The 25458-nt window shown below is 70.0% G+C and carries 18 protein-coding genes and 6 pseudogenes; 9 read left to right on the top strand and 15 right to left on the bottom strand.

All coding sequences use genetic code 11. The features are described 5' to 3' along the window. Positions 1 to 43: 43 nt before the first annotated feature. Together eccD and CP977_RS01170 are read right to left on the bottom strand one after the other, a co-directional pair. Entirely contained in the window at positions 44 to 1423 is a 1380-nt protein-coding gene (gene eccD, locus CP977_RS01175) for a type VII secretion integral membrane protein EccD (protein WP_062760832.1), read from the bottom strand. A gap of 138 nt (positions 1424 to 1561) precedes the next feature. Further along, positions 1562 to 1993, bottom strand: coding sequence for a hypothetical protein (locus CP977_RS01170; protein WP_152369448.1), 432 nt, complete (start codon positions 1991 to 1993; stop codon positions 1562 to 1564). 309 nt (positions 1994 to 2302) lie between these two features. On the opposite strand from CP977_RS01170, the gene eccCa reads away from it, so the two are divergent. The 4 genes and pseudogenes from eccCa to CP977_RS34395 all read left to right on the top strand — a co-directional run. Next, positions 2303 to 6364: a type VII secretion protein EccCa gene (gene eccCa, locus CP977_RS01165; RefSeq protein WP_372460662.1), complete on the top strand. Its 4062-nt coding sequence runs from the start codon at positions 2303 to 2305 to the stop codon at positions 6362 to 6364. After that, positions 6361 to 8619: a hypothetical protein gene (locus CP977_RS01160; RefSeq protein ID WP_152369447.1), complete on the top strand. Its 2259-nt coding sequence runs from the start codon at positions 6361 to 6363 to the stop codon at positions 8617 to 8619. Before eccCa ends, CP977_RS01160 begins: the two co-directional genes overlap by 4 nt. A 535-nt stretch (positions 8620 to 9154) precedes the next feature. Further along, a complete protein-coding gene (locus CP977_RS01155; protein ID WP_062760829.1) occupies positions 9155 to 9568 on the top strand; it encodes a DUF8189 domain-containing protein in 414 nt (137 codons plus the stop codon). A 193-nt stretch (positions 9569 to 9761) separates the two neighbouring features. Then, a pseudogene (locus tag CP977_RS34395) lies at positions 9762 to 9945 on the top strand (IS5/IS1182 family transposase); the annotation flags it as partial. Positions 9946 to 9963: 18 nt separating this feature from the next. Here the strand turns inward: CP977_RS34395 and CP977_RS01145 are convergent. Beyond that, positions 9964 to 10758: pseudogene (locus tag CP977_RS01145) on the bottom strand (RNA polymerase sigma factor); the annotation flags it as partial. 146 nt (positions 10759 to 10904) lie between these two features. Between CP977_RS01145 and CP977_RS34630 the strand changes: the two are divergent. Together CP977_RS34630 and CP977_RS34390 are read left to right on the top strand one after the other, a co-directional pair. Then, positions 10905 to 11132, top strand: a pseudogene (locus CP977_RS34630) (helix-turn-helix domain-containing protein); the annotation flags it as partial. Next, positions 11024 to 11689, top strand: coding sequence for an IS630 family transposase (locus CP977_RS34390; protein WP_229991516.1), 666 nt, complete (start codon positions 11024 to 11026; stop codon positions 11687 to 11689). The pseudogene CP977_RS34630 and the gene CP977_RS34390, both read left to right, overlap by 109 nt. 60 nt (positions 11690 to 11749) lie before the next feature. On the opposite strand, the gene CP977_RS01130 is transcribed toward CP977_RS34390, so the two are convergent. From CP977_RS01130 to CP977_RS34620, 3 genes and pseudogenes are all read right to left on the bottom strand, one after another. Beyond that, complete coding sequence (locus tag CP977_RS01130) at positions 11750 to 12184, bottom strand: hypothetical protein (protein ID WP_109186170.1); 435 nt, start codon at positions 12182 to 12184, stop codon at positions 11750 to 11752. 155 nt (positions 12185 to 12339) lie between these two features. Then, positions 12340 to 13341, bottom strand: coding sequence for a right-handed parallel beta-helix repeat-containing protein (locus tag CP977_RS34625; protein ID WP_372460670.1), 1002 nt, complete (start codon positions 13339 to 13341; stop codon positions 12340 to 12342). Positions 13342 to 13389: 48 nt separating this feature from the next. Beyond that, positions 13390 to 13824: pseudogene (locus CP977_RS34620) on the bottom strand (carbohydrate binding domain-containing protein); the annotation flags it as partial. 220 nt (positions 13825 to 14044) lie between these two features. Here CP977_RS34620 and CP977_RS01120 point away from each other — a divergent pair. Then, entirely contained in the window at positions 14045 to 14527 is a 483-nt protein-coding gene (locus CP977_RS01120; protein ID WP_062761206.1) for a hypothetical protein, read from the top strand. On the opposite strand, the pseudogene CP977_RS01115 reads toward CP977_RS01120, so the two are convergent. From CP977_RS01115 to CP977_RS01080, 6 genes and pseudogenes are all read right to left on the bottom strand, one after another. After that, positions 14520 to 14900: pseudogene (locus CP977_RS01115) on the bottom strand (transposase); the annotation flags it as partial. The gene CP977_RS01120 and the pseudogene CP977_RS01115 sit on opposite strands and share 8 nt — an antisense overlap. A gap of 703 nt (positions 14901 to 15603) precedes the next feature. Then, positions 15604 to 16023 carry a hypothetical protein gene (locus CP977_RS01105; RefSeq protein ID WP_229991517.1) on the bottom strand — a complete coding sequence of 140 codons (420 nt, stop codon included), beginning with the start codon at positions 16021 to 16023 and terminating at the stop codon, positions 15604 to 15606. A gap of 62 nt (positions 16024 to 16085) precedes the next feature. Further along, positions 16086 to 16241 (bottom strand): Arc family DNA-binding protein, encoded by a 156-nt coding sequence (locus CP977_RS34615; RefSeq protein ID WP_236071240.1) that lies wholly within the window; start codon positions 16239 to 16241, stop codon positions 16086 to 16088. 393 nt (positions 16242 to 16634) lie between these two features. Then, positions 16635 to 17186, bottom strand: a complete 552-nt coding sequence (locus tag CP977_RS01090) for an EF-hand domain-containing protein (protein ID WP_152369444.1) — start codon at positions 17184 to 17186, stop codon at positions 16635 to 16637. 132 nt (positions 17187 to 17318) lie between these two features. Then, positions 17319 to 19628, bottom strand: coding sequence for a molybdopterin-dependent oxidoreductase (locus CP977_RS01085; RefSeq protein ID WP_183953287.1), 2310 nt, complete (start codon positions 19626 to 19628; stop codon positions 17319 to 17321). A 227-nt stretch (positions 19629 to 19855) separates the two neighbouring features. After that, on the bottom strand, positions 19856 to 20662 hold the full coding sequence (locus tag CP977_RS01080; RefSeq protein WP_152369443.1) for an IS5 family transposase: 807 nt from the start codon (positions 20660 to 20662) through the stop codon (positions 19856 to 19858). Between the two features lie 201 nt (positions 20663 to 20863). On the opposite strand from CP977_RS01080, the pseudogene CP977_RS01075 reads away from it, so the two are divergent. Both CP977_RS01075 and CP977_RS01070 read left to right on the top strand, forming a co-directional pair. Beyond that, positions 20864 to 21583 (top strand): annotated as a pseudogene (locus CP977_RS01075) (transposase). 98 nt (positions 21584 to 21681) lie between these two features. Next, positions 21682 to 22488 carry a transposase family protein gene (locus CP977_RS01070; RefSeq protein WP_152369442.1) on the top strand — a complete coding sequence of 269 codons (807 nt, stop codon included), beginning with the start codon at positions 21682 to 21684 and terminating at the stop codon, positions 22486 to 22488. Between the two features lie 37 nt (positions 22489 to 22525). On the opposite strand, the gene CP977_RS01065 is transcribed toward CP977_RS01070, so the two are convergent. The 3 genes from CP977_RS01065 to CP977_RS01055 form a co-directional block, all read right to left on the bottom strand. Continuing rightward, positions 22526 to 23188, bottom strand: coding sequence for a hypothetical protein (locus CP977_RS01065; protein WP_152369441.1), 663 nt, complete (start codon positions 23186 to 23188; stop codon positions 22526 to 22528). Between the two features lie 137 nt (positions 23189 to 23325). Beyond that, on the bottom strand, positions 23326 to 24885 hold the full coding sequence (locus CP977_RS01060; RefSeq protein ID WP_152369440.1) for a DUF2589 domain-containing protein: 1560 nt from the start codon (positions 24883 to 24885) through the stop codon (positions 23326 to 23328). After that, positions 24882 to 25238, bottom strand: coding sequence for a hypothetical protein (locus tag CP977_RS01055; protein WP_062760823.1), 357 nt, complete (start codon positions 25236 to 25238; stop codon positions 24882 to 24884). Before CP977_RS01055 ends, CP977_RS01060 begins: the two co-directional genes overlap by 4 nt. Between the last annotated feature and the right edge of the window lie 220 nt (positions 25239 to 25458).

The following is a 25458-nucleotide window of genomic DNA, read 5'->3' as shown; positions in this document are numbered from 1 at the left end:
GGAAGGGGACGCCGGAGGTCGGAAGGGTTTCGGGGAGGGCCGCTCAGCCGGTGAGCCCGCGCACCCACGCGAAGACCCCGGCCTCGGCCAGCGCCAGCGGGATCAGGCTCAGCGCCAGCGCGCTGTGCAGCAGGTCGGCGGACCGTCCCCAGTACGGCAGCAGCCGCCGTCCCGGCACCGTCCACGAGAAGACCGCGAGCGCCGCGGCCGCCGCCACCAGACCCGTCAGCAGGCCCAGCCGCCCCGTCGGGCCGAGCGAGAGCGCCCACCCGGTCGCGAGCAGCGCCAGCCCGTAGACGCCCGGCAGGATCAGGGCCAGCCGCTGCCACCGGGAACCGACCTCCCGGACGTGCAGCACCAGCAGCAGCGACAGAACGGCCACCAGTGCCGGCGGCGTCCAGCCCGGCGCGGGCGCCATCAGCGTGAGGCAGCCCGCGCACAGGGCGCCGGTCACCACGTGGAAGGCGGTCAGATAGCCGTCGGCCACGGCGCTGCGGTCCACGACCTCCCGCGCCGGATACGGCTCGATGTCCTCCTGGAGCTCCTCCGCCCGGCGCGGCAGCGCGGGTAGCTTCAGCCCCGACAGCCGGAAGGCGAAACCGGGCAGGAACGCCCCGACGGCCACCACGAGCACCGCCAGCGCCCCCGCCGCCTCCGAGGCCGAGAGCCCCACCAGGGCCAGCGTCCCCGCCACCGACGTGGCGACCGAGGTGACGAGCAGCCCCAGGAACAGCGGTGCCGAACAGCCCACCGACGCCAGTGCCAGGACCGAGGCGCCCGCCGCCGCCGAACCGCCCGCCAGGAGCCGGGCCGCCGTCAGGTCGCTCTCCCCGGCCGGCAGCAGCGCACCGGCCAGCGCCAGATAGGGCACCGCCGCCGCGCCGAACGCCGTACCGGCCCCCGCGTCGCCCACTGCCCGCGCGGCGCTGCCCGCACCGAACAGCAGCAGCATCCCCGTGCCGGCCGCCGCCACCACCCGCAGCGGACCGAGCCCGCCGGACAGGGCCAGCAGCACGAGGCCGCCCGCCAGCGCGAGGAGCGCGACACCGAGCGCCAGATGGTGGGTCAGGGTGGGGCTCCAGCCGTTGCCGCGCCGTTCGAGCCCGGTCGCGACCCCGTCGACGACGTCGTCGAAGTGCACCTCGGGCAGCGCCTCGCGGCGCATCCGCAGATGGAGGCGCTCGCCGTCGCGCAGCCCCAGGGCCTCCGCCGTCCGCTCCTCGTCCAGCGGCTCCTCGCCGAGCCGCTGGAGCACCCAGCCGCCCGCCTCGACGGCCTTCTCGTCCAAATCGTCCCCGGAGTAGCCGACGACGGTCGGCAACAGGTCCGCCAGGGGGACGTCGGCCGGTACGGAGAGCTCGACCACCTTGTGAGGCCCGTGGAACCTCAACCGGCACAGCCCCGCCACCGCGCTACCGCTCACTGCCCGTGTGTCCTTCCCGCTGTTCGGCCGAGGCCGGAAAACCCTCGGCGGACAGGGGAACGGAAGCGCCGTGCCGCCGGGTTCAGCTCCCTCTCCCGCGAGCGGCACCCACGCGGGGCGGACGACGGACGGCGGGGCTCAGGCGTCCCCGTGCGCCCCGTCGCACAGTTCCCGTACGAGCGCCTCGATGCCCTCCTCGCCGCGGCGGGCCACCAAGGTGGCCGCCAGCCCGGCCACCGACCGCCGCTCCTCCTCGCTCCAGCCGGCCGCCGACGGATGCTCGTCGACCACGAACACGCGCGCGATCAGCAGGGCTCCCGGGTCCGGCGCCACGGCCGGGGCCGTGGTTCCGAGCAGCCGGACGAGGGCGCCCGCCACCGCGGCCGCGGTGGCCTCCGGCACGTCGAGACCGGTCACGGCCCCGCCGAGCGGGTCCTCGTCCTCCGGGCCGACGTCCGGCAGCCACGCGCGGGGGAGTGCCCACGCCCCGCCGGTCCCGGCCCCGGTTTCGAACCCGCCCTCGTCGCCGTCCTCGTCCCGGACCCCGGCCCCTTCACCGTTCCCGCGCACCGCTCTCCTCCCGACGCCGCCCCGGCGGGCGTACGCGCACCACCTCGTCCACCCGGACGACCGGCCGGCCCGGCGTGCCGGGCGGCCCGGCGGGCATCCGTATGCGCGCACGCTCTTCCCCGATCCTCCGCTCCCTTCCTGTCGCAGTGGTCAACGGGTCTCCCCTCTGCCGGGGTTCATCCGGCATTCACCTCACGGCACCGTACGACCGGGTTGAACCGTCCCGCGCCCCCCGTCCGTTCCCGACTGACGAGGAAACCGTACGGAGTCGGCCGCCCGGTGTGCGCCAGGCGTAAGGAGCGTTGTTCGTTGAGCGTGGTGCAAGTCAACCGCCCGCCGCGGCGGCCGGGCCCCGAGATGCCCGACGGCGAGATCCAGCTCCAGGAGCCACCCGGTCTGCCCGAGAAGCAGAGCGGCGTGGGCAGCATCATCACGATGGTGCCGATGGCGCTGTCCTCGCTCTCCATGGTCTTCATCTTCCTGCGCCCCAACGGCGGCATGATGACGTACATCGCCATGGGCACCATGGCCGTGTCCGCCATCGGCATGATCGTCACCCAGATCATGCGCGGCAACGCCGACCGCAAACAGGAACTCACCGGCGAGCGCCGCGACTACCTGCGCTACCTGGCCCAGATGCGGCGGCAGGTGCGCAAGGAGATCCTCCGCCAGCAGGAGGCCCTCGCCTGGCGCCACCCCGACCCGGCGGAACTGCCCTTCCTGGTGCGGACCTCGCGCCTGTGGGAGCGCCGCTCCTCCCACCCCGACTTCAGCGACGTGCGGATCGCGCTGGGCTCCCAGCGGCTCGCCGTCCGCCTCGCCCCGCTCGCCACTAAGCCGGTCGAGGACCTCGAACCGCTCAGCGCCCACGCGCTGCGCCGCTTCATCCACGCGTACGGGTCCATCGCCGACCAGCCCGTCGCCATCCACCTGCGCGGCTTCGCCCACGTCCTGATCCGCACCGGGACCGCCGACGCCGACACCGTCCCGGAGACCGGATCCGGGGCCGGAGCCGAGGACGGCTCCCGTCCCGAGGACGACCGGGCCCGCGCCCTGGTGCGCTCCGTCATCGCCCAGATGGCCACCTTCCACGCCCCCGACGAACTCCGCGTCGCCGTCGTCGCCACCCCCGACCGCCGCGTCCACTGGGAGTGGACCAAGTGGCTCCCGCACGCCCTGCACCCGCACGAGAGCGACGGCGCCGGACCGCTGCGGCTCGTCGCCGACAGCATCGGTGAACTGGAGCAGCTCCTCGGCGAGGAGTTCGGCGCCCGGCCCCCGTACGAGCCCGACGCCACCCCCAGCCGCGACGAGCCCTACACCGTCGTCGTACTCGACGGGGCCGTCCTCACCGGCCCGCACCGGGCCGCGCTCGGCGGCTACCGCAACGCCACCGTCGTCGACATCGGCTCCACCCTGGAGTGGAAGCACAGCCGTCTCACCCTCCGGTTGCGGATCACCGGCACCCCCGGCACCCCCGGCGCCCTGGAGATGGTCGGCGCCGACCGCAACCGCAAGGACCAGGTCACCCCGCTCGGCGTCCCCGACGGCCTGACCCCCGCCGCCACCACCCGGCTGGCCGCCGCCATGGCCCCGTACCGCCTCGGCGACAGCCTCGACGCGGGCGAACCCCTGGAGACCGATTTCGACCTGGCCGGCCTCCTCGGCATCCCCGACCTGCACCGCTTCGACGTCAAGGAACAGTGGGCGCGACGCAACCAGTCCAACAAGCTCCGGGTCCCCCTCGGCCTCGGCCCCGACAACACTCCCATCGACCTCGACCTCAAGGAGTCCGCCCAGGGCGGCATGGGCCCGCACGGCATGCTGATCGGTGCCACCGGCTCCGGCAAGTCCGAACTGCTGCGCACCCTCGTCCTCGCCCTGGCCCTGACGCACTCCTCCGAGATCCTCAACTTCGTCCTCGTCGACTTCAAGGGAGGCGCCACCTTCCTCGGCCTGGACGGGCTGCCCCACACCTCCGCCGTCATCACCAACCTCGCCGACGAGGCCGACCTCGTCGACCGCATGCGCGACGCGCTGCACGGCGAGATGATCCGCCGCCAGGAACTCCTGCGCGCCGCCGGGAACTACGCCTCCCTCCTCGAGTACGAGACCGCCCGCGCCGCGGGCACCCCCCTGGACCCGTTGCCCACCCTCTTCGTCGTCGTCGACGAGTTCTCCGAACTGCTGGCCGCCCACCGCGACTTCATGGACCTCTTCGTCATGATCGGCCGCCTCGGCCGTTCCCTCGGCGTCCACCTGCTGCTCGCCTCCCAGCGCCTCGACGAAGGCCGCGTTCACCAGCTGGAGTCCCACCTGTCGTACCGGATCGGCCTGCGCACCTTCTCCGCCATGGAGTCCCGGGGCGTCCTGGGCGTCCCCGACGCCTACCAACTCCCCTCCCAGCCCGGCAACGGCTACCTGCGCAGCGACATCTCCACCCTCACCCGCTTCAAGGCCGCCTACGTCTCCGGCACCTACCGGCCCAAGCGCCGCCCCGCCGCCCGCCGCTCGGTCATCGAGGGCCAGGTCGTCGCCCTCGGCACCCAGTACGTGGCCCCCCGCGTGCTGCCGGCCACCCCCGCCCCCGAGGAGGAGACGGCGCCCGAGGAGACCCGCACGCTCCTCACCATCGCCGCCGAACGCCTGGTCGACGCCGGTCCGCCCGCGTACCAGGTGTGGCTGCCGCCCCTCGACGTGCCGCCGACCCTGGACGAACTGCTGCCCCCGATCGGCCCCCACCCCGAGCACGGCTTCACCGCCGAGAGCGAGGTCCGCGGCACGCTCAAGGTCCCGGTCGGCGTCGTCGACCGACCCTTCCAGCAGGTCCGTGACCTGCTCGTGGCCGACCTGGGCGGCGCCGACGGCCACATCGGCATCGCCGGCGCCCCGCAGTCCGGCAAGTCCACTCTCATCCGCACCCTGATGACAGCTCTCGCCCTCACCCACACACCGGCCGAAGTGCAGTTCTACTGCCTGGACTTCGGCGGCGGCTCCCTCTCGGGCCTGCGCGGCCTGCCGCACGTCGGCGGGGTCACCGGCCGCCACGACCCCGACCGGGTCGTCCGCACCATCGCCGAGGTCAACGCGGTCGTCACCCGTCGCGAGAAGTACTTCGCCGAACTCGGCATCGACTCCGTCGCCGCCTTCCGCCGCAAGAAGGCCGCCGGCGAACTGCCCGACGACCCGCACGGGGACGTGTTCCTGGTCGTCGACGGCTGGAACACCCTGCGCCAGGAGTTCATGGACCTGGTCCAGTCCCTCACCCTCATCTCCCAGCGCGGCCTCAACTACGGCGTCCACCTGATCGTCGGCACCACCCGCTGGGGCGAGATCACCGGCGCCCTCCGCGACCAGCTCCAGACCCGCTTCGAACTGCGCCTGGGCGACCCCGTGGACTCGGTCGTCAACATGCGGGCAGCGGGCAAGGTCCCCAAGATCCCCGGCCGCGGACTCACCCCCGACCAGATGCACTTCCTGTGCGCACTGCCCCGGATGGACGGCACGGGCACCGCCCACGACCTCGGCGAGGGCCTCGCCGACCTGGTCGACGTCGTCGCCGACCACTGGACCGGCCCGCGCGCCCCCGAGGTCCGGATGCTCCCCCTCGTCCTCGACGCCGCCGACCTCCCCCGGCCCCACGGCTCCCTGCGGATCCCCCTCGGCCTGGAGGACACCGAGGTCCAGCCGCTGTGGCACGACTTCTCCCAGGACCCGCACCTGATCGTCGTCGGCGACAGCGAGAGCGGCAAGACCAACCTGCTCAAGCACATCGCCACCCAGATCATGCGCGCCTACACCCCCGATCAGGGCCGCCTGATGCTGGTCGACTTCCGCCGCGAGATGTACGAGACCGTGCCCGAGGAATACCGCCTCGGCTACGCGGTCTCCGCGGACCCGCTGCGCCAGATGATCACCGGCGCGGGCAAGGCGATCGCCAACCGGATCCCGGCCGCCGACATCACCCCGGACCGGCTGCGGCTGCGCGACTGGTGGAGCGGCCCGGAGCTCTTCGTGCTCGTCGACGACTACGACCTGGTCAACGGCTCGATGTCGGCCCACCCCTTCGCCGCCGTCCTCGACAACCTCGCCCAGGGCGCGGAGATCGGCCTGCACGTCATCGTCGCCCGCTCCGCCAACGGCGCCGGACGCGGCCTGTCCGACCCGCTCCTGCGCAAGCTCCAGGACGTCAACACCCCGGCCGTCCTGCTGTCCTGCCCGCCCACCGAGGGCTACCTCTTCGGCGGCACGAAGCCGAAGGTGCTGCCCGCCGGACGCGCGCTGCACGTCACCCGCCGCCGCACGGTCCAGCTCCAGACCCCGCTGCTCGACCCCAACGGCCGGCCCCCGCAGAACGGAAACCCCGGATGACCGTCCCCGCCCCCGTCACCGGATCGAGCACGCATCCCGTCGGCCCGCACCTGGTGATCTCCTCCGAGGAGACGGCCGCCGCCCTCGCACCCGTGCTGCGCGGACTGCCCCCGCTGCCCGGTGCCCTCCTGGTACTGGCCGCGGCGCCGGACGCGGCACCGGTCCTCCGCCGCACCTTGCCGGACCTGGTGGTCCTCGCCGGGGAGCGCGGTGCGACCCGGCTGCTGCTCGCCGCCTCGGGCCTCGCCTCGCCGGGTCCCGGCGGCAGCCGCCCGGTGCAGGCGGTCGCCACGGCGGCGGACTTCACGGTGATCGCCCCGGACGGTGTGGTCAGCGTCGAACCGGACGGCACGCTGCGACTCGCGGAACCGGGCACGTGGTGGCTGGCGGAACCGGGCAAGGAGCCGTACGAACTGGGCCCGGAGTGGCCTCCGGAGGAGCCGCGAGCGCAGGAGGAGGAACCGGAAGCGGACGAACCGCTCCCGCCCCCCGCGCCGCCCGTCCCCGTCGTAGCGGAGTCCCGGGGCGGAGCGCGCGGATTCGAAGCGACGCCGACGGAGGAACCGGAGGCGGACAGCCGTACCGTTCCGGACGGAGTCTGGCTGGGAGCACTTCCCGAGGCGGTCGAGCCGCTGATCGCCGTCGGCCCGGACACCTTCCTCCTGGGCGTCGGATCCCCGGCCCGCCCGGCTCTGCCCGTCGTCGAACTCCTGGAGCGGGTTCCGCAGGCCGCGGCGGACGCGCGACACCTCCTGCTGGCCGCGCCGTGGGCCGACCCGTCCGACCTCGTCGCCATGGCGGCCGCCCTCGCGGACCGCTTCGACCGCACGGTGCGGGCAGCGGTCGGCCTCCCCGTACGGACGGCCGACGACCACGCCACCACGTTCCTCGACGGACGGGGCGCGCCCACCTGGCAGCCCCTCCTGCTCGAACTCGCCGCCTCGCCCGCACACCACCGCGTGGTGCCGTCCGCATGGCTGCGGCCGTCCGGTGCGGAGGCGACCGCACCGGCCCTGTACGAGTGCGCGGACCCGGAGGGCTGGGTGCTCGAACTCGTCCCTCCGGGACTCTGGCTGCGCCCGGCGGACCGGGTGCCGGACGTCCGTCCCCGTACGGTGCGGCCCGATCCGACCCGCCCGGTCCTGATCGTGGGCGACGGGGTACGACCCGTCGGCCCCGAGGTCCGGCGGGCACTGCCCGGGGTGCTGGCCGCCCTGCCGGACCTGGGCGCGACACGACCGTACGGACTGCTGCTCCACGGCGACGCGTCCGACGAGGAACAGCTCCGCTCCTGGGCGGAGGAAGCGAACCTGCACTGGCTGGGCTCCACGGCCTCCCACCCGGCACCGGGACCCGGACCCCGCACCGGCCCGGTTCCGCCCCCGACCGCGAGCGAACCGACCGGTGTGGCCCCGGCTCCGTCCTCGCCCCCGGTCCCGGTCCCGGCGGAACCGGAACCCCCGGTGGGGGAGGAGGCCCCCGCCGCCCCGCCGACACCGGGTGGCCGCAGCGGTCCGGCCGACCGGGCGGCCCTCCGGGAACTCCTGGGCGAGAAGTACCACATCCTCGCCGGCAAGGCGGATCTGCTGGCCTCCCAGCTCCCGTCGCTGCGTTCCCTGGCGCAGGACGGCCTCAAGCCGGACATGGTCGCCATCGCGCTGTACCAGGCCGACGCCCCCGATCTGGGGTCCCGTGCGGGACTGGCCGAGGCCGCGAGGGCGACCACGCCCGGCCCCTTCGCCCCACTGCTGCGCTGTCTGGAATCGGGCCTGCGCCGCCTGCCGGGACACTACGGGGCGGTCATGCTCGCCGCCCCGGTGGAGCGGGTGCCGCTGGACCGCTACGTGCCGGGCACGGTCCTCGTCGAGCCCGCGGCGGTGGCGACCGTCCCGGCGTGCGACGCGGAGCTGGAGGGCGCGGTCGAATTCGGGATCTGGTCCACCACCGGCCGCCGCACGTCCGTTTTCCTCGGCACGGACGACGAACCGGAAGTGGTGTTCCCCCCGGGCACGGCCTTCTCCGTCCTGGCCCTTCACCTGTCGCAGGACGACACGGCGCCGATCCGCGTCCTGCTCCGCGAGATCTCCCCCGCGGAGAGCCGCGGGACGGACGACCGCTTCCGGAAACGCGACGAGCAGGCCCGTACCCGCCTGACCGAGTGGTTCGAGCGCAGGGACATGCTCGAACCCCACGACCGCCGCCCCCTCCCGGACGCGACCCGCTTCCACGTGGCCCCTGGAGCGACCCTGTCCTGACCTCTGCGGCTTTCTCTCCTCCCGCGTCCCCCGGAACGCGCTCGCCGGCCTGCCGCCCCGGTCTCCGCCCCCGCCGGAACGGGCTACCGGCGTCCCGCCGGCCGAGGCGGGCATCTCTCCTCTTCCCGAGCGAGGACCACCGGTTCTTGCGACGGCGCGGCTCCGTCCCGGCACCCGGGAAAGTCGGACGTGTGGACCGCAGCGCCGGGGGCCTGCGGAGGTGGAGCGCTTGGGGCGCTCTGGATATGCAGGGCTCGCAGGGCTTCCCCCCTCCGGCGGGCTCTCGGGTGGATGTGCGGTCCGCACCGGACCGGTACGGGCCGCTCGGCCTGTGCCGGAACCGGTCGGCCACGAGCATCGCGTCCTGTTTCCCGTCTTCGTGCCGATCGGTTCATCGGTTCGTGTCCGGTGGCGGGGTCGAACCGCCATCGACTCGGGAAGTCCCATTACCCATGCACAAGCAGGGCGTTAGTGCCCTCCCGCAGACTCTTGACGACAAGACATGGGACGTGGAACGCACAGAAGGACACGATCGATGCGGATGAAGAAGTGCAAGGCAGCTGTTCTCGCGCTGGTCGCTGTGGCGGGAGTCGCCGTCGCGACCGCCCCTGCCCAGGCGAGTTCGTGCAAGCGCGGTGGCGGTGTCTACATCTGTGAGTACGGCGTGACCAGCTACAGGCTCCCCAACGGTACGAAGCAGGAGTTCGTCGTCGGCACCGACCGTGCGGTGTGGACCCGCTGGACAGACTCCGACGGGGACTGGTCGGGATGGATGTCCATGGGCGGAAGGGCGTCGAGCCCGGCGCGTGCCTATGACTACAACAGCGATGACCCCTGGACCTTCAGGGTGTTCTATTACGACGAGGCCGCGGAGTACTGGGGCCGCAACCGTGATCACGACGGCAACTGGTCCCCGTGGGCCCGCTACGACCTCCCTCTCAACGGCTGATCACCCCGCCCGGGACTCCCTTGGCGCGTTCGACGGCCTTCGCGAGCGGCAGGTGCTCACGGGGCCGTCGTCGCGTTCCGGGCCGGTGTCCCATGCCGCCGTCCCTTCCCGAGCGCCGTCGTCACTGCACCGGACCTCTGCGCGTTCCGGACCGAGCGGCGCTCGCTGGTGTGATGCGCATGCTGCGGTCGGCCGCCACGACGTCACCCGGTTGCCGCCGCTGCTGGACGCCGTTCTGCCGGTCCGAGGTCTGCGGGGACGCCCCCGGCGTAAAACCTCGGCGTCCGTACGCCGACCGGGGCTACGACCACGACGGGTACCGCCACCTGTTGTGGAAGCGCGGCATCAAACCCTCGACCGCCCGGCGCGGGGCCGCTGACCGGGGTGTTCCACCGTCAGGTGTCGGCTCTGTCGTCCGGCCCGGATGCCAGGACCGTGTTCAGCCGGCGCCTCAGGCAGGTCCGTTCGGGTTCGCTGTCGGCCAGATGAAGCGCTTCCCGGTAGGCCGTGGCGGCCTCGGGCAGTCGGCCGAGCCGGTGCAGCAGATCCCCCCGGGCGGCCGGGTAAGGGTGGTGGCGGCGCAGTGCCGGCTCGCTGACCAGCTCGTCGAGCAGGGCCAGGCCCGCCTGCGGTCCGTCGCGCATCACCACCGCCACCGCCCGGTTCAGGGCGACGACGGAGGACGGGGCGAGCCGGAGCAGCACGTCGTAGAGCGCCACGACCTGTGGCCAGTCGGTGGTCGCCAGGTCGGCGGCCTCGTCATGGAGGGTGGCGATGGCGGCCTGCACCCCGTACGGACCGGGTGGGCCGCCGGTCAATGCGGAGACCACCAGGCCGCTTCCTTCCTCGATCACCGTACGGTCCCAGCGGCCGCGGTCCTGGTCGTCGAGCAGCACGAGCTCACCGTCCGCACCGGTCCGGGCCTCGTGTCGCGCGTGGACCAGCAGCATGAGCCCGAGCAGGCCGGCGACTTCACGCTCGGCGGGCATCAAGCGGTGCAGGATCCGCGTCAGCCGGATGGCCTCCTGCGCGAGGTCGAGCCGCTGCAACCGTGGACCCGAGCTGGCCGCGTACCCCTCGGTGAAGATCGAATGGATGACCTGGAGCATCCCGGGCGGGCGTTCCGGCAGCTCGTCGGCGCCGGGCACGCGAAACGGGATACGGGCCTCGCGGATCTTCTTCCGTCGTCGGCGGAGGAGGCCCTGCGGTTGCGGGCGGTGGCCGCTTTGGTGGCGGGGCGGGGTCGTGAGGACGTGGCGGCGGTGTTCGGGGTGTCGTTGAAGGCGGTCGACATCTGTGGGCGAAGTGGCAGGCCGGCGGCCGGGAGGCGCTGGTCATGCAGCCGCGGGGCACGCCGGCCGGGGTGCATCAGGTGCTCGGGGAGGCCGAGCAGGCCGCGGTGCGGCAGGCGGTCCTCGACTACCGGCCCTGCGACGTGGACTTGAACGGGCAGTTGTGGACGCGGCGGCTGATCGGCGAGCTGATCACGAAGCTGTACCGGGTACGGCTGACCGAACCGGGGGTGGGCAAGTACCTCAGGCGTTGGGGGCTGTCCTTCCGGCGCCCGGACAAACGGGCCGTCGAGCAGGGCCACGAGGCCGTGGCGCACTGGCATCAGGAGACCTGGCCGAAGGTCCGAGCGAAGGCGAAGGCCGACGCGGTGAGATCCTCTTTGCCGACCAGGCCGGCATCCGGTCCGACCGGTTCACCGGCCGCACCTGGGGCGAGAAGAGGAAGACTCCCGTGGTGCGGCGGAGCGGGAACCGGTTCTCGGCGAACGCGATGTCGGCGACCAGTACCAAGGGCCGGATGCACTTCACGGTCTTCGCCGAGTCCTTCACCGCCGAGGTGATGTGCCGCTTCCTGGACCGGCTCGCCGGCCACTTCGACCACAAGGTCCACCTCGTGGTCGACGGGCACTCCGCCCACCGCTCGAAGAAGGTCCGCGACCGGCTCGCCGCCCGCCCCGACGACGTCGAGCTGCACTCCCTGCCGCCCCACTCACCCGAGCTGAACCCCGACGAGCTGGTCAACACCGACCTCAAGCACAGTCTGCCCCGGCAGCACCGGGCCCGAGACCAGGCCGAACTCGCCGCCGAAACCCGTCGCTTCTTCCACTGACGGCAGCCAGCGGCACTGCAACCGCCGCGGCCGTCGCCGTCTGGCTCCGAACATGAACTCCTACGCGACCCAGCAGTAGACGCCTTGGTTCTGGCGCCGGGCACTGCTGACGAGAGCAGCCAGATCACCTACGATCGCGTCGGCGATCTCCGTGTCGATGACCTCACCGTCCTCCGCACGCAGCTGAGTCCACGAGGCGGCGACGTCGCTCAACCTGGAGTGCGTGGCGTCCGCGAGTGCAGTGGACAGGCGAGGCGAGATCGCGAAGACGACGCATCCGGCGTTGTCCTGGCCGGCGACGATGCGAGGCTCACCGGCCTCGACGAGGTGCTCGAAGCTGCTGCCGGCCAGAAGGCATTCCCACTCGATCACGGCCACTTCGGGATCGAAGTTGCCGAAGGAGAGCGACTCGAATGTCCGTCCCGGCCCGGTCTGGAGGGCCAGGCTCGCTGACGTGTCGTCCGGCGCGACGAAGAACTTCACGATGATGCTCACCCGGGCATCATGCCCGACAGCCCACAACCGTGATCGGCCGTACAAGCCCTAGGCTCCGGAGCAGGCGCCGGACTGTAAGGCTCCTCACCCTGCTGCCGAAGGTCTACCGTCCGCGCCGGCCCGCCTCCGGCGTGACGCGGGCCGACGTTCGGTCGTCAGCTGACGGGGATGCCCGGGTTGGTGAGCGCGGTGCCTCCGATGACGGTGTTGTCGGCGGTGATGGTGACCGGGCAGGAGCCTGTCCGGTTGGTGACGTTGATGGCGTACTTCTTGGTGGTGCTGCCGCTCACGGTTGTCAGGTCGGAGCGGTTGTTGCGGAAGACGGTGCCGCAGCCCCAGCCCGGGTCCTGGGCGTGGGTCTCGAACCCGTGGTTCATCGTGCGGACGCCGACGTTGTTCTCGATGACGTAGCCGTTGCCCTTCACGTCGACCCAGGAGTCGTCGTAGTTGACGTTGGTGAGGCCGTTGCCGTCGAATCGGTTCCCAGAGACCAGACCTCCGGTGGTGCCTTCCTTGAGGTCGATGTTCTCGCCGCCGATGTTCGGGCCGATCACGTTGTTGAGGATCTGTACGTGGTCGCTCTTGTCGGACAGTGTGTTGGCGGTGCCGACGTAGACGCCTTCGCCCTTGCCGTCGCGCGCGGTGCCCGTGTCGTGCACGGTGGAGTTGCGCAGTACCCCGTAGCTGGAGGAGTTGCGGAAGTGCACGCCCTCCATCTTCATGTGGTTCACCGTCACCGAGTCGAGCACGACGTGGTCGGAGGCGTCGACCATGATGCCTTTCTGTGCCCCGGTCACCGTGATGCCCTGGACGGTCCAGTAGGGGGCATTGGCCAGGGACAGGCCGTAGCCACCACCGGTCGTGGTGGTGAGGACGGCGCGGGACGTGCCGATCAGGGTGATCCGGGCCGCGGCCTTGCCACCCGTGGTGATCTTGAAGTTGCCCTTGTACGTGCCGTCGGCCAACTGGATGGTCCGGCCCGGGGCGGCGGCGGTCAACGCGTTTTGCAGCTCCTTGGCGTTGGTGACCCTGACCGTGTTGCCGGGCGTAGCCGTGGCGGTCGGCGTCGGTGTTGCAGTGGCCGTTGGTGTCGGTGTCGGTGACGGCGAGTGCGAAGTCGGCTGGGAGGGAGACGGGGTGGTGCCCGCTGAGCTCAGGGAGACGTCGTCGGCCTGGTAGGGGCTGCCGTACCAGCCGCTGAGTGTGACGGTGACCTGGGTGGTGCCCGGGCCGGTGGTGAAGGTGCGGGTGAGCTGGGTCCAGGCCGGGGCGTTGGCCCAGGTGGAGGTGGAGACACCGGTGCCGGCGGCGCCGAGGGTCACGTACGGGCCCTTGACCCAGGCGGTCAGGGTGTAGGCGGTGTTCGGCTGCACGGTCACGGTCTGCATACAGGCCCCGAGGTCGACCGCACCCGGGGAGGCGCTCAGGGCGGAGCCTCCGGAGTGAGGGGTGGTGGCCGTCGGCGCAGCGGTGCCTGTACAGGTCCAGGGGGCGAGGTCGGGGGCCTCGAACCCGGGATTGCCCAGCAGTTCACCGGCCGCGTTCGCCTGGGCGGGGACCAGGGTGAGCAGGGCGGAGCCGAGGCAGAGGGCTCCGGCGGCGCCGAGAACACGGGGGAGGCGGCGGCCGTGGTGTGTCATGAGGGACGCTCCGATAGAGAGGGAGAGAGCGGATCAGGGCCTGCGTACCCATAACTTGGACTAGACCAATACTGGAGTCAAGGGTCGGAAGCCGGGCTGCGGCTGTTGGCGGTCCGGCCGCTCCGATCCGCCCTGGGGCCATCCGGGCAGGGGGTGCCCCTATGGGTTTCGTCAAGGGCATCGGGCTGCGTTTCGGTGAGTGGCAAGGCAGCATGGTGTGATGCCTGACCTGCTGTGGGATGACGTGAAGAGCTTCTTTGCTCCCGATCTGATGGGGTCGCTTCCGGACGTCCGCGTCCCGGATACCTCGGTGGAGGACTGGCAAGCAGTGCTTGACCTCGTTCGGTCGCAGGGGTGGTCGTGCGAGTACTCCGAGGATGGTGTTGCGGTCCGGCTGCCGAGAGCTGCGGACATGCTGGCCCGCGGCGAGGGTGCCGACGTGTTGCTGAGGGTCTGGCCGGTCCCTGGATTCCTAGTGATCTTTCGGGTGTATGAGGCTGGCTCGGTCGACTTCGACGTTGATCTGCGGGAGTTGCAGGGCCAGGGTGGCGTGGATGTGCTGTGCCGTTTGCTGCGGGCGATGGGGCGTCGGCTAGGTAAGCCGGTGTTGCTGAGCCCGGAGTCCGATCCGCTCCACCCGGTTCTCGGCTTCGACGTCGGGGCCGACCGTGTGGTGCTGCTGGGTGACCCGCAGGTCATGTGACGGCCGCTGGCTGCGGCTCGTAGAAGGTGCCGCCGCGGAGCATCGCGAAGAGCACGTCGGCTCGTCGTCTCGCGAGGCAGAGAAGTGCTTGGGTGTGGTGCTTGCCCTGCTCGATCTTCTTGCCGTAGTAGGTGCGGGAGGCGGGGTCGGCCAGGGCTGTGAACGCGGAGGGGAAGAACGCCCGCTTGAGCTGCTTGTTTTCGCGGCGGGAGGGTTGTTCTCCGCGGACCGAGGAGCCCGAGCTGCGGGTGGCTGGGGCGAGGCCGGCACAGGAGGCGAGGTGGGCGGCGCTCGGGAACGCGCTGCCGTCGCCGACGCCGATGAGGATCCTGGTTCCGGTCCTGACGCCAATCCCCGGCATGGACGTCAAGACCTCTTGTGCAGTCGATGTCGCCCGAGCAGTGCTGGGCGAGCGGTCGGCCTCCTGAGCAGTCCGACATGGTTTGGTGCAGAGCCTGTGGTGGACGAGGCGACTGAACGCCTCGTCAGCATCAAGGATCCGGCTCACGATGTGACGAGTTGCCAGGAGGTGGCTCTTTGCGCCGGGTGACCGACCCGGACCAGGACGGGATGGGTTCGGTGCACGGACTGCAGAATCCTCAGCACGTTCGAGCCGCATTCAGCCCCGGGCCGTAAATGACAAGCTCAGCCCCCGCTGGTCACCTGCCATACGACACCGGCACCCGGACGCTGACGTCAGTGCTGCTGCGGTCCGGGCACTCGCTGCCAGGGAGTCCAGCCAGCAGACGGCGGGCTCGTCCGACCGGCGTGCAGGGAGCTGAAGTCGACCGCCCGCTCCGCCATCCGCAGGCACTCGTCCGCCGCCTGCCGAACCTGTGCGGGCACGTCCCCCCGTTCCCGCACCAGTGCCGTGTAGATCGGAATGCTGTCGGCTGCCGGGCCGGTGGACTCACGCTGGTGCACAGACAGCCACCCCTTGGGGGAGAGGGAGATCGGCTGGTGAGTCTACGGACAAGCGCCAGAGCGCGTCCCGGGTTTCGGAGCACCTTACAAACGCCCCGGGGTTACTTCCCCCTCTTGCACACAGACTCCTGCAGGGACGGGCCCGGCCGGCGTCAGGCGACGGGTTCGATGTCGACGGCGATGTTCTGGCGGCGCAGGTGCACCGCCAGGATCTCCATCTCGACGAGCGTGCCGACCAGACCGTCTCCGGCAAGCTGTGCGGCCTGCACCCGCGCCGCGGCAAGGGACACTTCCCGCGTACCGCGCAGCGCCCGAAGCACCCCGACAGCACGTGGTGTCCGCCCGGACAGGCGAAGCCGCACCGCGCCGTGCGCCTGCAGCAGAACCTGCCGGATGTCCTCGGGAGTGACCGGTCCGCTGTCCTGCTCGCACCAGCCGTGCGAACAGTCCTCGCAGTGCCCCTCACTGCCCCAGCCGAGCGCACCGCCCTCGAAGAACTGCCCGACATCACGGACTACCGTGCCGCCACATGCATCACAGCGATCCCTCACCCGCACGCCCTGAGTGATCACACCGGCTTCTCTCCCATGACTTCAGTGCACGGCCCCGCATGCCGTACCCGGCGCAGGTGCTATCACGACAGACCCACCGGACACAAGCCCGCACAGGAAACGCGCAACGACACCATCCTGCTTGCGCGACGCGCCTGGACCAGAGACCGGATCGACACCCCGTGGGACTCGGCGATCACCGCCAGCCGGTCACGAACCTCGGCAGGCACCCGGATCATCGCATCAGACATAACCTGAGTGTGCATACCCGTATACGTGCGGTGCGGCGAGAATGGCCTGCACACCCACCACCGACAGGACTCGGCCTCCCGGAAGCGCCAAGATCCATTCGCGCCACCGAGCCTTTTCCAACCCGGTTGTCAGGTCCGCCGACCATGCCCGGCGGAGCGTTCGACACGCGGCGGCCGGCTGTGCATCCGCTGGTCACAGGCCTGTCACCGGCCGACATGGCCACGCACAGGCACGCCCTTGACCAGCACAGACGTAAGGCTGGAAAGGCTCACTGCCTCCAGAACCGAGCCCGCCTCGTCGGTGCCCTCTGCGAGCGCCTGGACCGTCTGGAGGTCGCGCCGCCTCAGGCCGTCTGATCGCCCAGGCCGTCTCCGGGGCTGTCAGCCGGCGATCCTGCCGAACAGGTGGTTGGCAGGAGCATCCGGGTCGTTGCCGTAGAAGAATTCCGCGAGGGCCTGGTGGAACTCGGCGCGGTCCAGTGCACCGGAGCCGTCGCGGTCCAGGGCGGCGAAGATCTCGGCGCAGTCCTCGCCTGGAACGCCGGCGACGGAGTCGAACATCTGCTGGAATTCGGCCTGGTCGATCTTGCCGTCTGCGTTGAGGTCGACGAGGTCGAAGAAGCAGTCGGTGACTGGCGCGATCTGCTGCGGGTAGAGGGCGGGGTCGGTCAGGACTCCGTTGAACCCTTCGGTCATCTCCCGCAGATCGACCTTGCCGTCACCGTCCTGGTCCATCGGGGCGATCACGTTCGTCCAGAACCCGTCCATCTGCTCGGTGAGCAGTCGAGCGGTCGCGGAATCCGGCGCAGTGCCGCGGGCGTCGATGTACCGCGCGCTCATCATCCGGACGTCCTCCTGGGTGATGAATCCGTCACCGTCGACGTCGGCGCCCCGGAACCACTGGCCGTACTTGAGGTCTTGAAGTGCAGTCACGACTGCGCACAGTAGCGATGTCGTCACCGAGAGGCAAACGGCCTGGGACGAGCCTCTCGGCAGCCCGGGCCGTCTGCAGCGCGTAGCGATGACTGACACGGAGAGCTGCCCGAAGCAGCGGAAGTCTCCGTGTCAGTGTTCGAGGTGTGGTGGTGTGAAGGCGAGCACGTCCGGGAGGGGGCCGTCGTAGACCTCGGCGTCGACGAGCGCGCTGTGCGCGCTCGGTCCCTGGGACAGGCGCGAGCAGCCTCGGTCCGCCGTGAGGGAGTTCGGATTGCCGTGGCGGTCCAGGCTTCCGCTCAGGCCCGGCTGGGCCGGGTCCCACCATGCTCCGGTGGACAGCTGGATGACGCCTGGCATGACGTCGTCCGACAGGACCGCCCCCGCCAGGCAGCTGCCCCGGTCGTTGTGGACGCGGACGATCATGCCGTCCTGGATACCGCGCGCCGCTGCGTCCTGCGGATGGATCGTCACGGGTTCACGGCCTCGGATTTTCGATGCCAGGCTGTGGCCGCCGTTGTCGTACTGGCTGTGCAGGCGGGAGGCGGGCTGGTTGGAGATCATGTGCAGCGGGAACCGGCTCGATGCCTCGGCGCCGAGCCATTCCACCGGTTCGAACCACGCTGGATGCCCGGCGCAGTCGTCGTAGCCGAAAGAGTCGATCTCTTCGGAAAAGATCTCGATCCGGCCCGACGGTGTTGTCAGCGGGAATTGCCGCGGATCTGCACGCAGCGCCTCGAAGCTGCCGGGGAACGGTCCGCGCAGCGCCGGCAGCTCGGCGGTGGTCTCTCGCCAGAAGTCGTCGAAGCCCGGCAGGGCCGCCTCGTCGCCGAGACCGGCTCTGGTCTGTTCGTAGAGGTGCCGGACCCATTCGAACTCCGAGCGATCCTGCGTGAACTCGCGCTGGTATCCAAGCCGGCAGGCCAGGGCGGCGAAGATCTGGTGATCGGTGCGCGACTCACCTTCCGGCTCGCGGACTTTCGGCATCGCGGTGAGGTGGGGGTCGGAGAAACCGGCGGCGAAGTCGTCGCGCTCCAGGCTGGTGGCGACGGGAAGGACGATGTCGGCGAATTTGGCGTTGGTGTTCCACCAGGCTTCGTGGACCACCACCGTGTCAGGCGTCTGCCAGGCGCGGGCCAGCCGGTGGAGGTCCTGGTGGTGGTGAAAGGGATTGCCTCCGCACCAGTAGATCAGGCGGAGCTCGGGCAGGGTCAGGCGCCGGCCGTTGTAGTCGATGGTCCTGCCCGGATGCAGCAGTGTGTCGGCGATCCGGGCGACGGGGATGAAGTCCGCAACAGGGTTGGGCCCCCGGGGCACCGACGCCACCGAGGAGCGCCCTGGGGCGACACCTGTCGCGTCCATCGTCGCGTAACCGGCGCCCCAGCCGCAGCCAGGCCGCCCCATAGAGCCTGCCATGGCGGCCAGCACGACCGACATCCAGATCGGCTGCTCACCATGGTCGGCCCGCTGGATCGCGTAGTTGACCATGACGAGCGAACGCTGGGTGCTAAGGCGGCGCGCGAGGCCGGTGATCGCTTCGCGGCCGATGCCTGTGATCCCCGCCGCCCAGCCGGCGTCCTTGACGACGCCGTCGAGCTCGCCGGTCAGGTAGGAGGCGAAGCGGTCGAACCCGGTACAGCACCGGCGCAGGAAGTCCTCGTCGTGCCAGTCGTTGACCAGCATCGTGTGGGCGATGCCGAGCATCAAGGCGGTGTCGGTGTTGGGGACGACGGGCAGCCACTCGGCGTCGAGGAAGCCGGCGGTGTCGCTGCGGATGGGGCTGACGTTCACGAACCGCACCCCGGCCGCACGGCACTTTCGCTGCAGGTCCCGCGTCTGGTGCCTAGCCAGCCCGCCTGGGTTGATCTGGCTGTTCTTCAGCGCCAGACCCCCGAACGCCACCACCAGCTCACAGTTGTCGGCTATCTCGTCCCACATCGGCATCCGGGACTGATAACTCCACGGAGCCCCGCCGATCACATGAGGAAGGATGACTTCCAACGCTGCGGTGCTGTAGGTGTTGCGGGAGTCGGTGTATCCACCGCCCAGGGCCAGGAACCGGTGAAGCTGACTTTGCGCGTTGTGGAACGCGCCCGCACTTGCCCAGCCGTAGGAGCCGCCGAACACCGCGCTGTCCCCGTGCTGTGCACGCACCCGACGGAGTTCCTCGCTCACCAGCGTGATCGCGTCGTCCCAGCTCACCTCTACGAAGGCGTCCGTGCCTCGGGCGGTGTCGTTGGCGCGCGACAGGCCGTTGAGCCAGCCCTTGCGCACTGCGGGACGCAACACACGGGCGTTGTCGTCGGCCGCTGTCACCATCCCGGGGCCGATCGGCGACGGTACGGGATCATCGTTCCTCGGCTCGATCCGCACCAGCCGTCCCGAATCGACCACCGCGACAAAACTGCCCCAGTGCGTCGCGACCGGCATGCGTCGTTCCACGATGCATCAACTCCATCCCTGGGCGTTCCCCGGCCCCCGGCATCGGTCCCTACGGCACAGGACTTGCGCGCCAGTCGACGGGCCGCAGCACACAGGCTCCCCCTGCGACCCGCCACCCAACCCTGTAGGTGTACGACCCTTCCAAGAGCCGCGCACAAGACGGTCGCACCGACTCATATCAGCAGGCAGTGCCTGGGTGAAACGATGGCGCAGTCAGTGAGCCGTTTTCATCCTAAATAGTTGCAGGTCAGCAGGGTGTGGACGGCTTGGACGATGGTGCCGATGCGGCGGGTGGAGCATCGGGCGCGGCGGAGGATGCGCCAGGACTTCAGCTGCGCGAAGGCGCGTTCGCCGGGAGCTCTCAGGCGGGCGTGGTCTCGGTTGAACTGCTGGTATTGCTCGGGTTGTTCGCGGTGGTTCTTGTACGGGGTGCGGACGGTGGCGCCGGCGCCCTGGTAGGCGCGATCGGCCAGGACAAGGATCTGCCGGGTGAGGCAGGCCTGGACGATGCCGTGGGCCCGGGCTGCGGTCAGATCGTGGGTGCGTCCCGGCGTCGCGCGGGAGAACCACAGGGGTGTGCCGTCGGGGCGGGCAATGACCTGCACGTTCATGCCGTGCCGACGGTGTTTCATGGAGTAGTACGGCTCGTCGGCGGCGATGCGGTCGATGGGGATCAGGGTGCCGTCGACGATCACGTGGTCGCCCTCGCCCAGGCCGGTCAGAGCCTCGTGCAAGCCCGGTGCCCACGCCGCGAGGACGTCGAGAGTCTCGTCGACGTAGCGCCAGGCTGTCGTGGTCGAGACGCCGAAGCCGGCCGCGAGCTGGGCAAACGTCTCGTTCTTCCGTAGGTGAGCCAGCGCGAGGAGTGCCTGCTTGAAGCAACCGAGCCGTCTCCACGGCGAGTTCAGTTCACGCCTTCGAGCGTAGATCAGCCAGGAAACATGCTCGACCAGCTCGTACGAGACGTTGAGCATGGCAGGATACGGAACCAACAGAGCCCCCGGGCTGTCGGCAGTGTCGAGTGGAATCAACACCGCCAACGACCGGGGGCTCTGCCACGTCACCACCCCAGCTGACCAGGCCTTATAGCCCTTCAATGGCAGGATGAAAAAGGTTCAGTAAGGATCTTCAGAGTGGTCACCGATCGGGTGACGGCTGGCTGCGGATAGCAGGCGAGGCCTTCGGGCAGTGGTTCGAGATGTCTGATGTCTCAACCGCTGTGACCGGAGGCCTCGTTGGTCCCCTATCCTGCCGCACTCGACCTGCCGCACGCGCTTGTGGAGTGGGTCACGATGTTGATCGTCACCCGTGAGGGTGACCGCCGCTGCAAGCTGCGGCCCTCACAACGCGCCATCATCACCCTGGTCTATCTGCGCGAGCACGCCACCTACGCGAAGCTTGCCGCGGGCTTCCGCATCAGCGAGGGAACCGCCCACGCCTACGTACAGAGTGTGATCAAACTCCTCGCCGCGAGGGCACCATCCCTGCCCCAGGCACTGCGGCGGGCGCGTCCCGAGTACGTGCTGGTGGACGGCACCATCGCCGAGTGCGACCGGGTCGGCGACCGTGAACGGGACTACCCGGGCAAGGCCCGACGGCACGGCGTGAACATCCAGGCCGTCACCGATCCCGGGGGCGATCTGATCTGGTACTCACCCGCGCTGCCGGCCCGCACCCACCACATCGTCACCATCTGTGAGCGACTACGGATCCCCGTGCTCGCCGACAAGGCCTACACCGGGGCCGGCGGAACGTTCGAAGTGCCTTTCAAACGTCACCTCGGAGGGCCCCTCAGCACCAGACAGACAGCCGTCAACTGAGCGCACGCCCGACTCCGCTTCCCCGTCGAGCGGGCCTTCGCCCGGCTCAAAGCCTGGCGGATCTTCCGCAAAGCCCGGATCAGCCCCAACCAGCTCACGTCAATCACCCAAGCCGTCCTCACCCTGGAGAGGTAGCGTTGAAGATCCTTATTGAACCTCTTTCATCCTGTGCTGGAGAGTGAAATGGGCTGGTCAGTAGGTGTGGTGACGAGGCAGGGCCCCTCGTCGTTGGCGTGGTGATCTCACTCATCACACCGGCGACCGAAGGGGCCCTGGTGGTTCCGTATCCTGCCACGCTCGACGTCCCGTACGAGCTGGTCGAGCATGTCGCCTGGCTGCTGCACGAGCGCCGCCTGGCCTGCAACACCCGCTGGCGCAAGCTCGGCTGCTTCAAGCAGGCACTGCTGGCCCTCGTCCATCTCCGTAAGAACGAAACGTTCTCGCAGCTCGGAGCCGGTTTCGGGATATCCCAGGCCACCGCCTGGCGCTACGTCGACGAGACCCTGGACGTCCTGGCCGGCTGGGCGCCCGGCCTCCATGAAGCACTCACCGGCCTCGGTGAAGGCGACCACGTCATCGTTGACGGCACCCTGATCGCCATCGACCGGGTCCGTGCGGACGAGCCGTACTACTCGATGAAGCACCGCCGGCATGGCATGAACGTGCAGGTCATCACCCGTCCCGACGGCGTACCCCTGTGGTTCTCGCGTGCGACACCCGGCCGCACTCACGATCTGACCGCTGCCCGGGCCCACGGCATCGTCCAGGCCTGCCTCACCAGACAGATCCTCGTTCTCGCCGACCGCGCCTACCAAGGCGCCGGCGCCACCGTCCGCACCCCCTACTACCGCCACCACGAACAACCCGAGCATTACCAACGATTCAACCGCGACCACGCCAGACTGCGAGCACCAGGAGAACGCGCCTTCGCCCAGCTGAAGTCCTGGCGGATCCTCCGACGGGCCCGATGCTCCACCCGTCGCATCGGCACCATCGTCCAAGCCGTCCACACCCTGCTGACCTGCAACTATTCAGGATGAAAGAGGCTCATTGAGGGTTCTTCGTCCCTGGTGGGGGTCATGGAGAGTTCGTCGTGCTGAGGGCGCTGCGGAGTCTTGCCACCGTGGTGGCGAGAGCGATCAGGGTGGGCGGGGCGTCGGGGTCGAGGGTCTCGGGGCGGGGAGCGTCTGTGATGAGCCGGGGCTTTACCGGTGGTCCGCCCGCGCACCACGTGCACACGGCGTCGGCGAGATCTTCCACGGCCCGGATCGCCGTGTGTCCGGGGGCTTCTGCGGACATCTGGTCGATGCCGCGGTACAGGCTCGGCAGGTGTCTCCAGGCCGTGACGGCCTGCCGGGCCGTCGCGGAGAGCCGGTCGCTGTCGATGGTGGGCGGTGCGGGGGTGAGCGCGGCTGCCGCGAGATCGTCGGCGAGCGGCCGGGGATTGGGCCGGGTGGACAGGTGGATGGTGGCGGTCATGGTCGCGGTGGCGGTCGTCGTTGCGATCGTGCAGCGCAGGACGCCGTCCGGCCCGGGCGGCATGGGGGTGGTCAGGTGAAGGACGATGCGGGCGGACTCGACACTGTAGAGAGGCCAGCCGCAGAGGTCGGCGAGAGCGACGTGCCGGGCCCTGTGGGCCGGACCGGCGGCCGCCAGCTGTGCGGCGGGCTGAGGGCGGCCGTCGTCGTCGCAGGTAAGCAGGGTCCGGGCGGCGCTCTCCAGTCCGGCGCTCATCGCCATGATCTGTCCGTCCAACACCGTGCGGCACGCCTGGATGAGCAGTGTGGCCAGGGGTAGGGATCGTCCCTCGTCTTTCTCTTCTTCCCCGTGGGATGCGGGTGTCCGGCCCGTGTCGGCGTCTTCTGCCACGGCCGCGGTCACTTCACGGAGTCGATGTCGGCCACCTTGTGGCTTGTGGTGTCGATGAGATGTCCCCAGAACTGATGGGCCTTCCCGTTCCAGTCCTGGACACCATCGTTCCACGCGCTCTTCGTGGTCCGCGAGTTTTCGCGCCGCTCAATGCGTCCGATCTCATAATTGAATTGTTTAAGAAAACCGGTGATCTCGTCCGTGTATTGTGGATAGCGTGTCCTTGACTTCCAGGCGAGCCGAGCTTTCGCCAACGCATCAGACGCAGACTTGTACGCCCGAGAGAGTAGTCCTAGCTGCACTTGATCGGGGAATGTATTAACCTGCTTGCGCAGTTCGTGCAGTGCTTGCGTGCACTTGGCTTCCATCCCCGCGACGTCGAAGCGGAGGTCTTCCAGTTCCCCTCCGTGCACCAGTGCGTCCCATACCTCCTTAGCCGCTGCGGCCAGTACGTCCTGCGCGTTCCAGGACTCGCGGCTTAGCACGGACGGATTCCACATTCCGCGGATCTCAGTAGCGATCTTGTTGTAGCGGCCCAGGGCTGCGGTGATATCGTCCGGCTCCTTGTAGTCGCGAGCGGTGCAGCCCTGCGCGACGGCCGCCTTGAGCCGGCGCAGGCGTTCAGACAGACCTGCCAGGTCCGGCGAAGCAGCAGCGAGTGCGGTGGCGGCGGACTCGAACCGGTCTTGTAGCTGCTTCACGGGGGGCGGGCCGAACTGGGCGACCGGCGCACCGGGCAGGAGGGCGTTCCACACGGCTGTGGCGGTGGCAAGGAAGGTCTGCCGCATCTGCGTCATGGACTCCGGCTCGGTATGCCGGTCGACCCAGGCCAGCTTCCCGCACTCGGTGTTCCAGTTCTGGTGGAGCTGGGGGATCTTCTCCGGCTGCCCGTCGCGGAAGGCGCTCACCGCGTCCGTGACGCTTTCCTTGAGCTGCCACAGCTGCTGCAGAAACCTTCGCACTCCCACGGCATTTCCCGTGGAGCCGTCCTGGTTGACGGCGTCGATCAGCTTGGTGGCGACTTCCCGGAACAGTTCCGCCTGGTCCAGGACCTGGTACCAGAGGTGGTCACGGTCACTGACCGCGGCGTCAAGCAGCTGTGTCAGCCGGCTACTGCCCAGCAGATCGCGTTGCTTGAGGGTTGACTCGATGGTCATGACGGCATTGCCGGCGTCCTTGTGGACGATCCGCCCCTTCAGCCTGGGCGTGGTCTTCTGCGCTGCCGGTGTCTCGCCGTCCGCGGTGGAGGCGTCAGCGGGCTCGGTTTCGATGTCCTGGCTGATCAGGTGCAGGCTCATGCTGATCGCGGCTTTGTCGATGCTGAGTGTCGGCGGGCTGACCAGCGACAGCAGTGGCACCGTGGCGTGCACGGTGCGCACCTGCGGGCCGGCCTCCGTCGCCTCGGTGCGCTGGTAGGCGAAGCGGAACGGCTTGGCGGTGCCGTCCTTGTCGAATCCGAGCTCCTTGACCAGCTCGACCGCTTCACGCGCGGCAAGATCCTGCCCGTGGACCACGGCCTGATACGCCGCGCCGAGCAGCGCGCCGACCGGGATGTCATCGTCGCTCATCGCGCATCCCCCGCGACTCCGGCCGGGACGACGTGGTGGCGGCCGTTGACCTCGAGCCGCTCCACGGGCCGGTTGCGGACGGTGAACGACACCGTGTTCACATGTGTGGCCTCGGCGAGGGCCTGCTGGTCGACGGCGATGCGGACTTCCTGTCCGGCGTCGCTGGAGTCGGATGACGGAGCGACCTGATCGGCCACGAAGGAGACGGTGAAGGTGACGTCGTCAATGGCCATCTGCGGCTGGATGCCCACACAGTCGCTGTCCGGCTCCTGGGCGCGGCGCACCGCCTGATCGGCGTCGGCCACGGCCTGCTGCAGACCCTGCACCAGCAGTCGCATTGTCAACTCGCTCATTGAGTTCCTCGGTTCGGCTCATTCCCGGTTCGCGGCCCCATTCTGACGGCGGCAGCTACCAGCACCTCCCACGACACCGCGAGCAACCCGAACGAAGGAATACGAGAAACGACCGGGCGCGGCGCACGCCCCTCGTGCCGGCGTAGAGGCCGGATACTGCTCGCGGCAGGGTGCGGCACCGGCACCGAGATGGGTAGCACCGCACCCGGCCTTCGCAGAC

Origin of the sequence: Streptomyces cinereoruber, assembly GCF_009299385.1 — a bacterium.
Classification (GTDB): Bacteria; Actinomycetota; Actinomycetes; order Streptomycetales; family Streptomycetaceae; genus Streptomyces; species Streptomyces bikiniensis.
This window is presented reverse-complemented; position numbering and strand designations above follow the sequence as displayed.

Excerpts from the sequence above, each read along its gene's own strand:
- CP977_RS01160 (WP_152369447.1), top strand. The coding sequence starts at position 6,361 with ATGACCGTCCCCGCCCCCGTCACCGGATCGAGCACGCATCCCGTCGGC.
- CP977_RS01155 (WP_062760829.1), top strand. The coding sequence starts at position 9,155 with ATGCGGATGAAGAAGTGCAAGGCAGCTGTTCTCGCGCTGGTCGCTGTG.
- CP977_RS01120 (WP_062761206.1), top strand. The coding sequence starts at position 14,045 with ATGCCTGACCTGCTGTGGGATGACGTGAAGAGCTTCTTTGCTCCCGAT.
- CP977_RS34615 (WP_236071240.1), bottom strand. The coding sequence starts at position 16,241 with ATGATCCGGGTGCCTGCCGAGGTTCGTGACCGGCTGGCGGTGATCGCC.
- CP977_RS01065 (WP_152369441.1), bottom strand. The coding sequence starts at position 23,188 with ATGGCGATGAGCGCCGGACTGGAGAGCGCCGCCCGGACCCTGCTTACC.
- CP977_RS01060 (WP_152369440.1), bottom strand. The coding sequence starts at position 24,885 with ATGAGCGACGATGACATCCCGGTCGGCGCGCTGCTCGGCGCGGCGTAT.
- CP977_RS01055 (WP_062760823.1), bottom strand. The coding sequence starts at position 25,238 with ATGAGCGAGTTGACAATGCGACTGCTGGTGCAGGGTCTGCAGCAGGCC.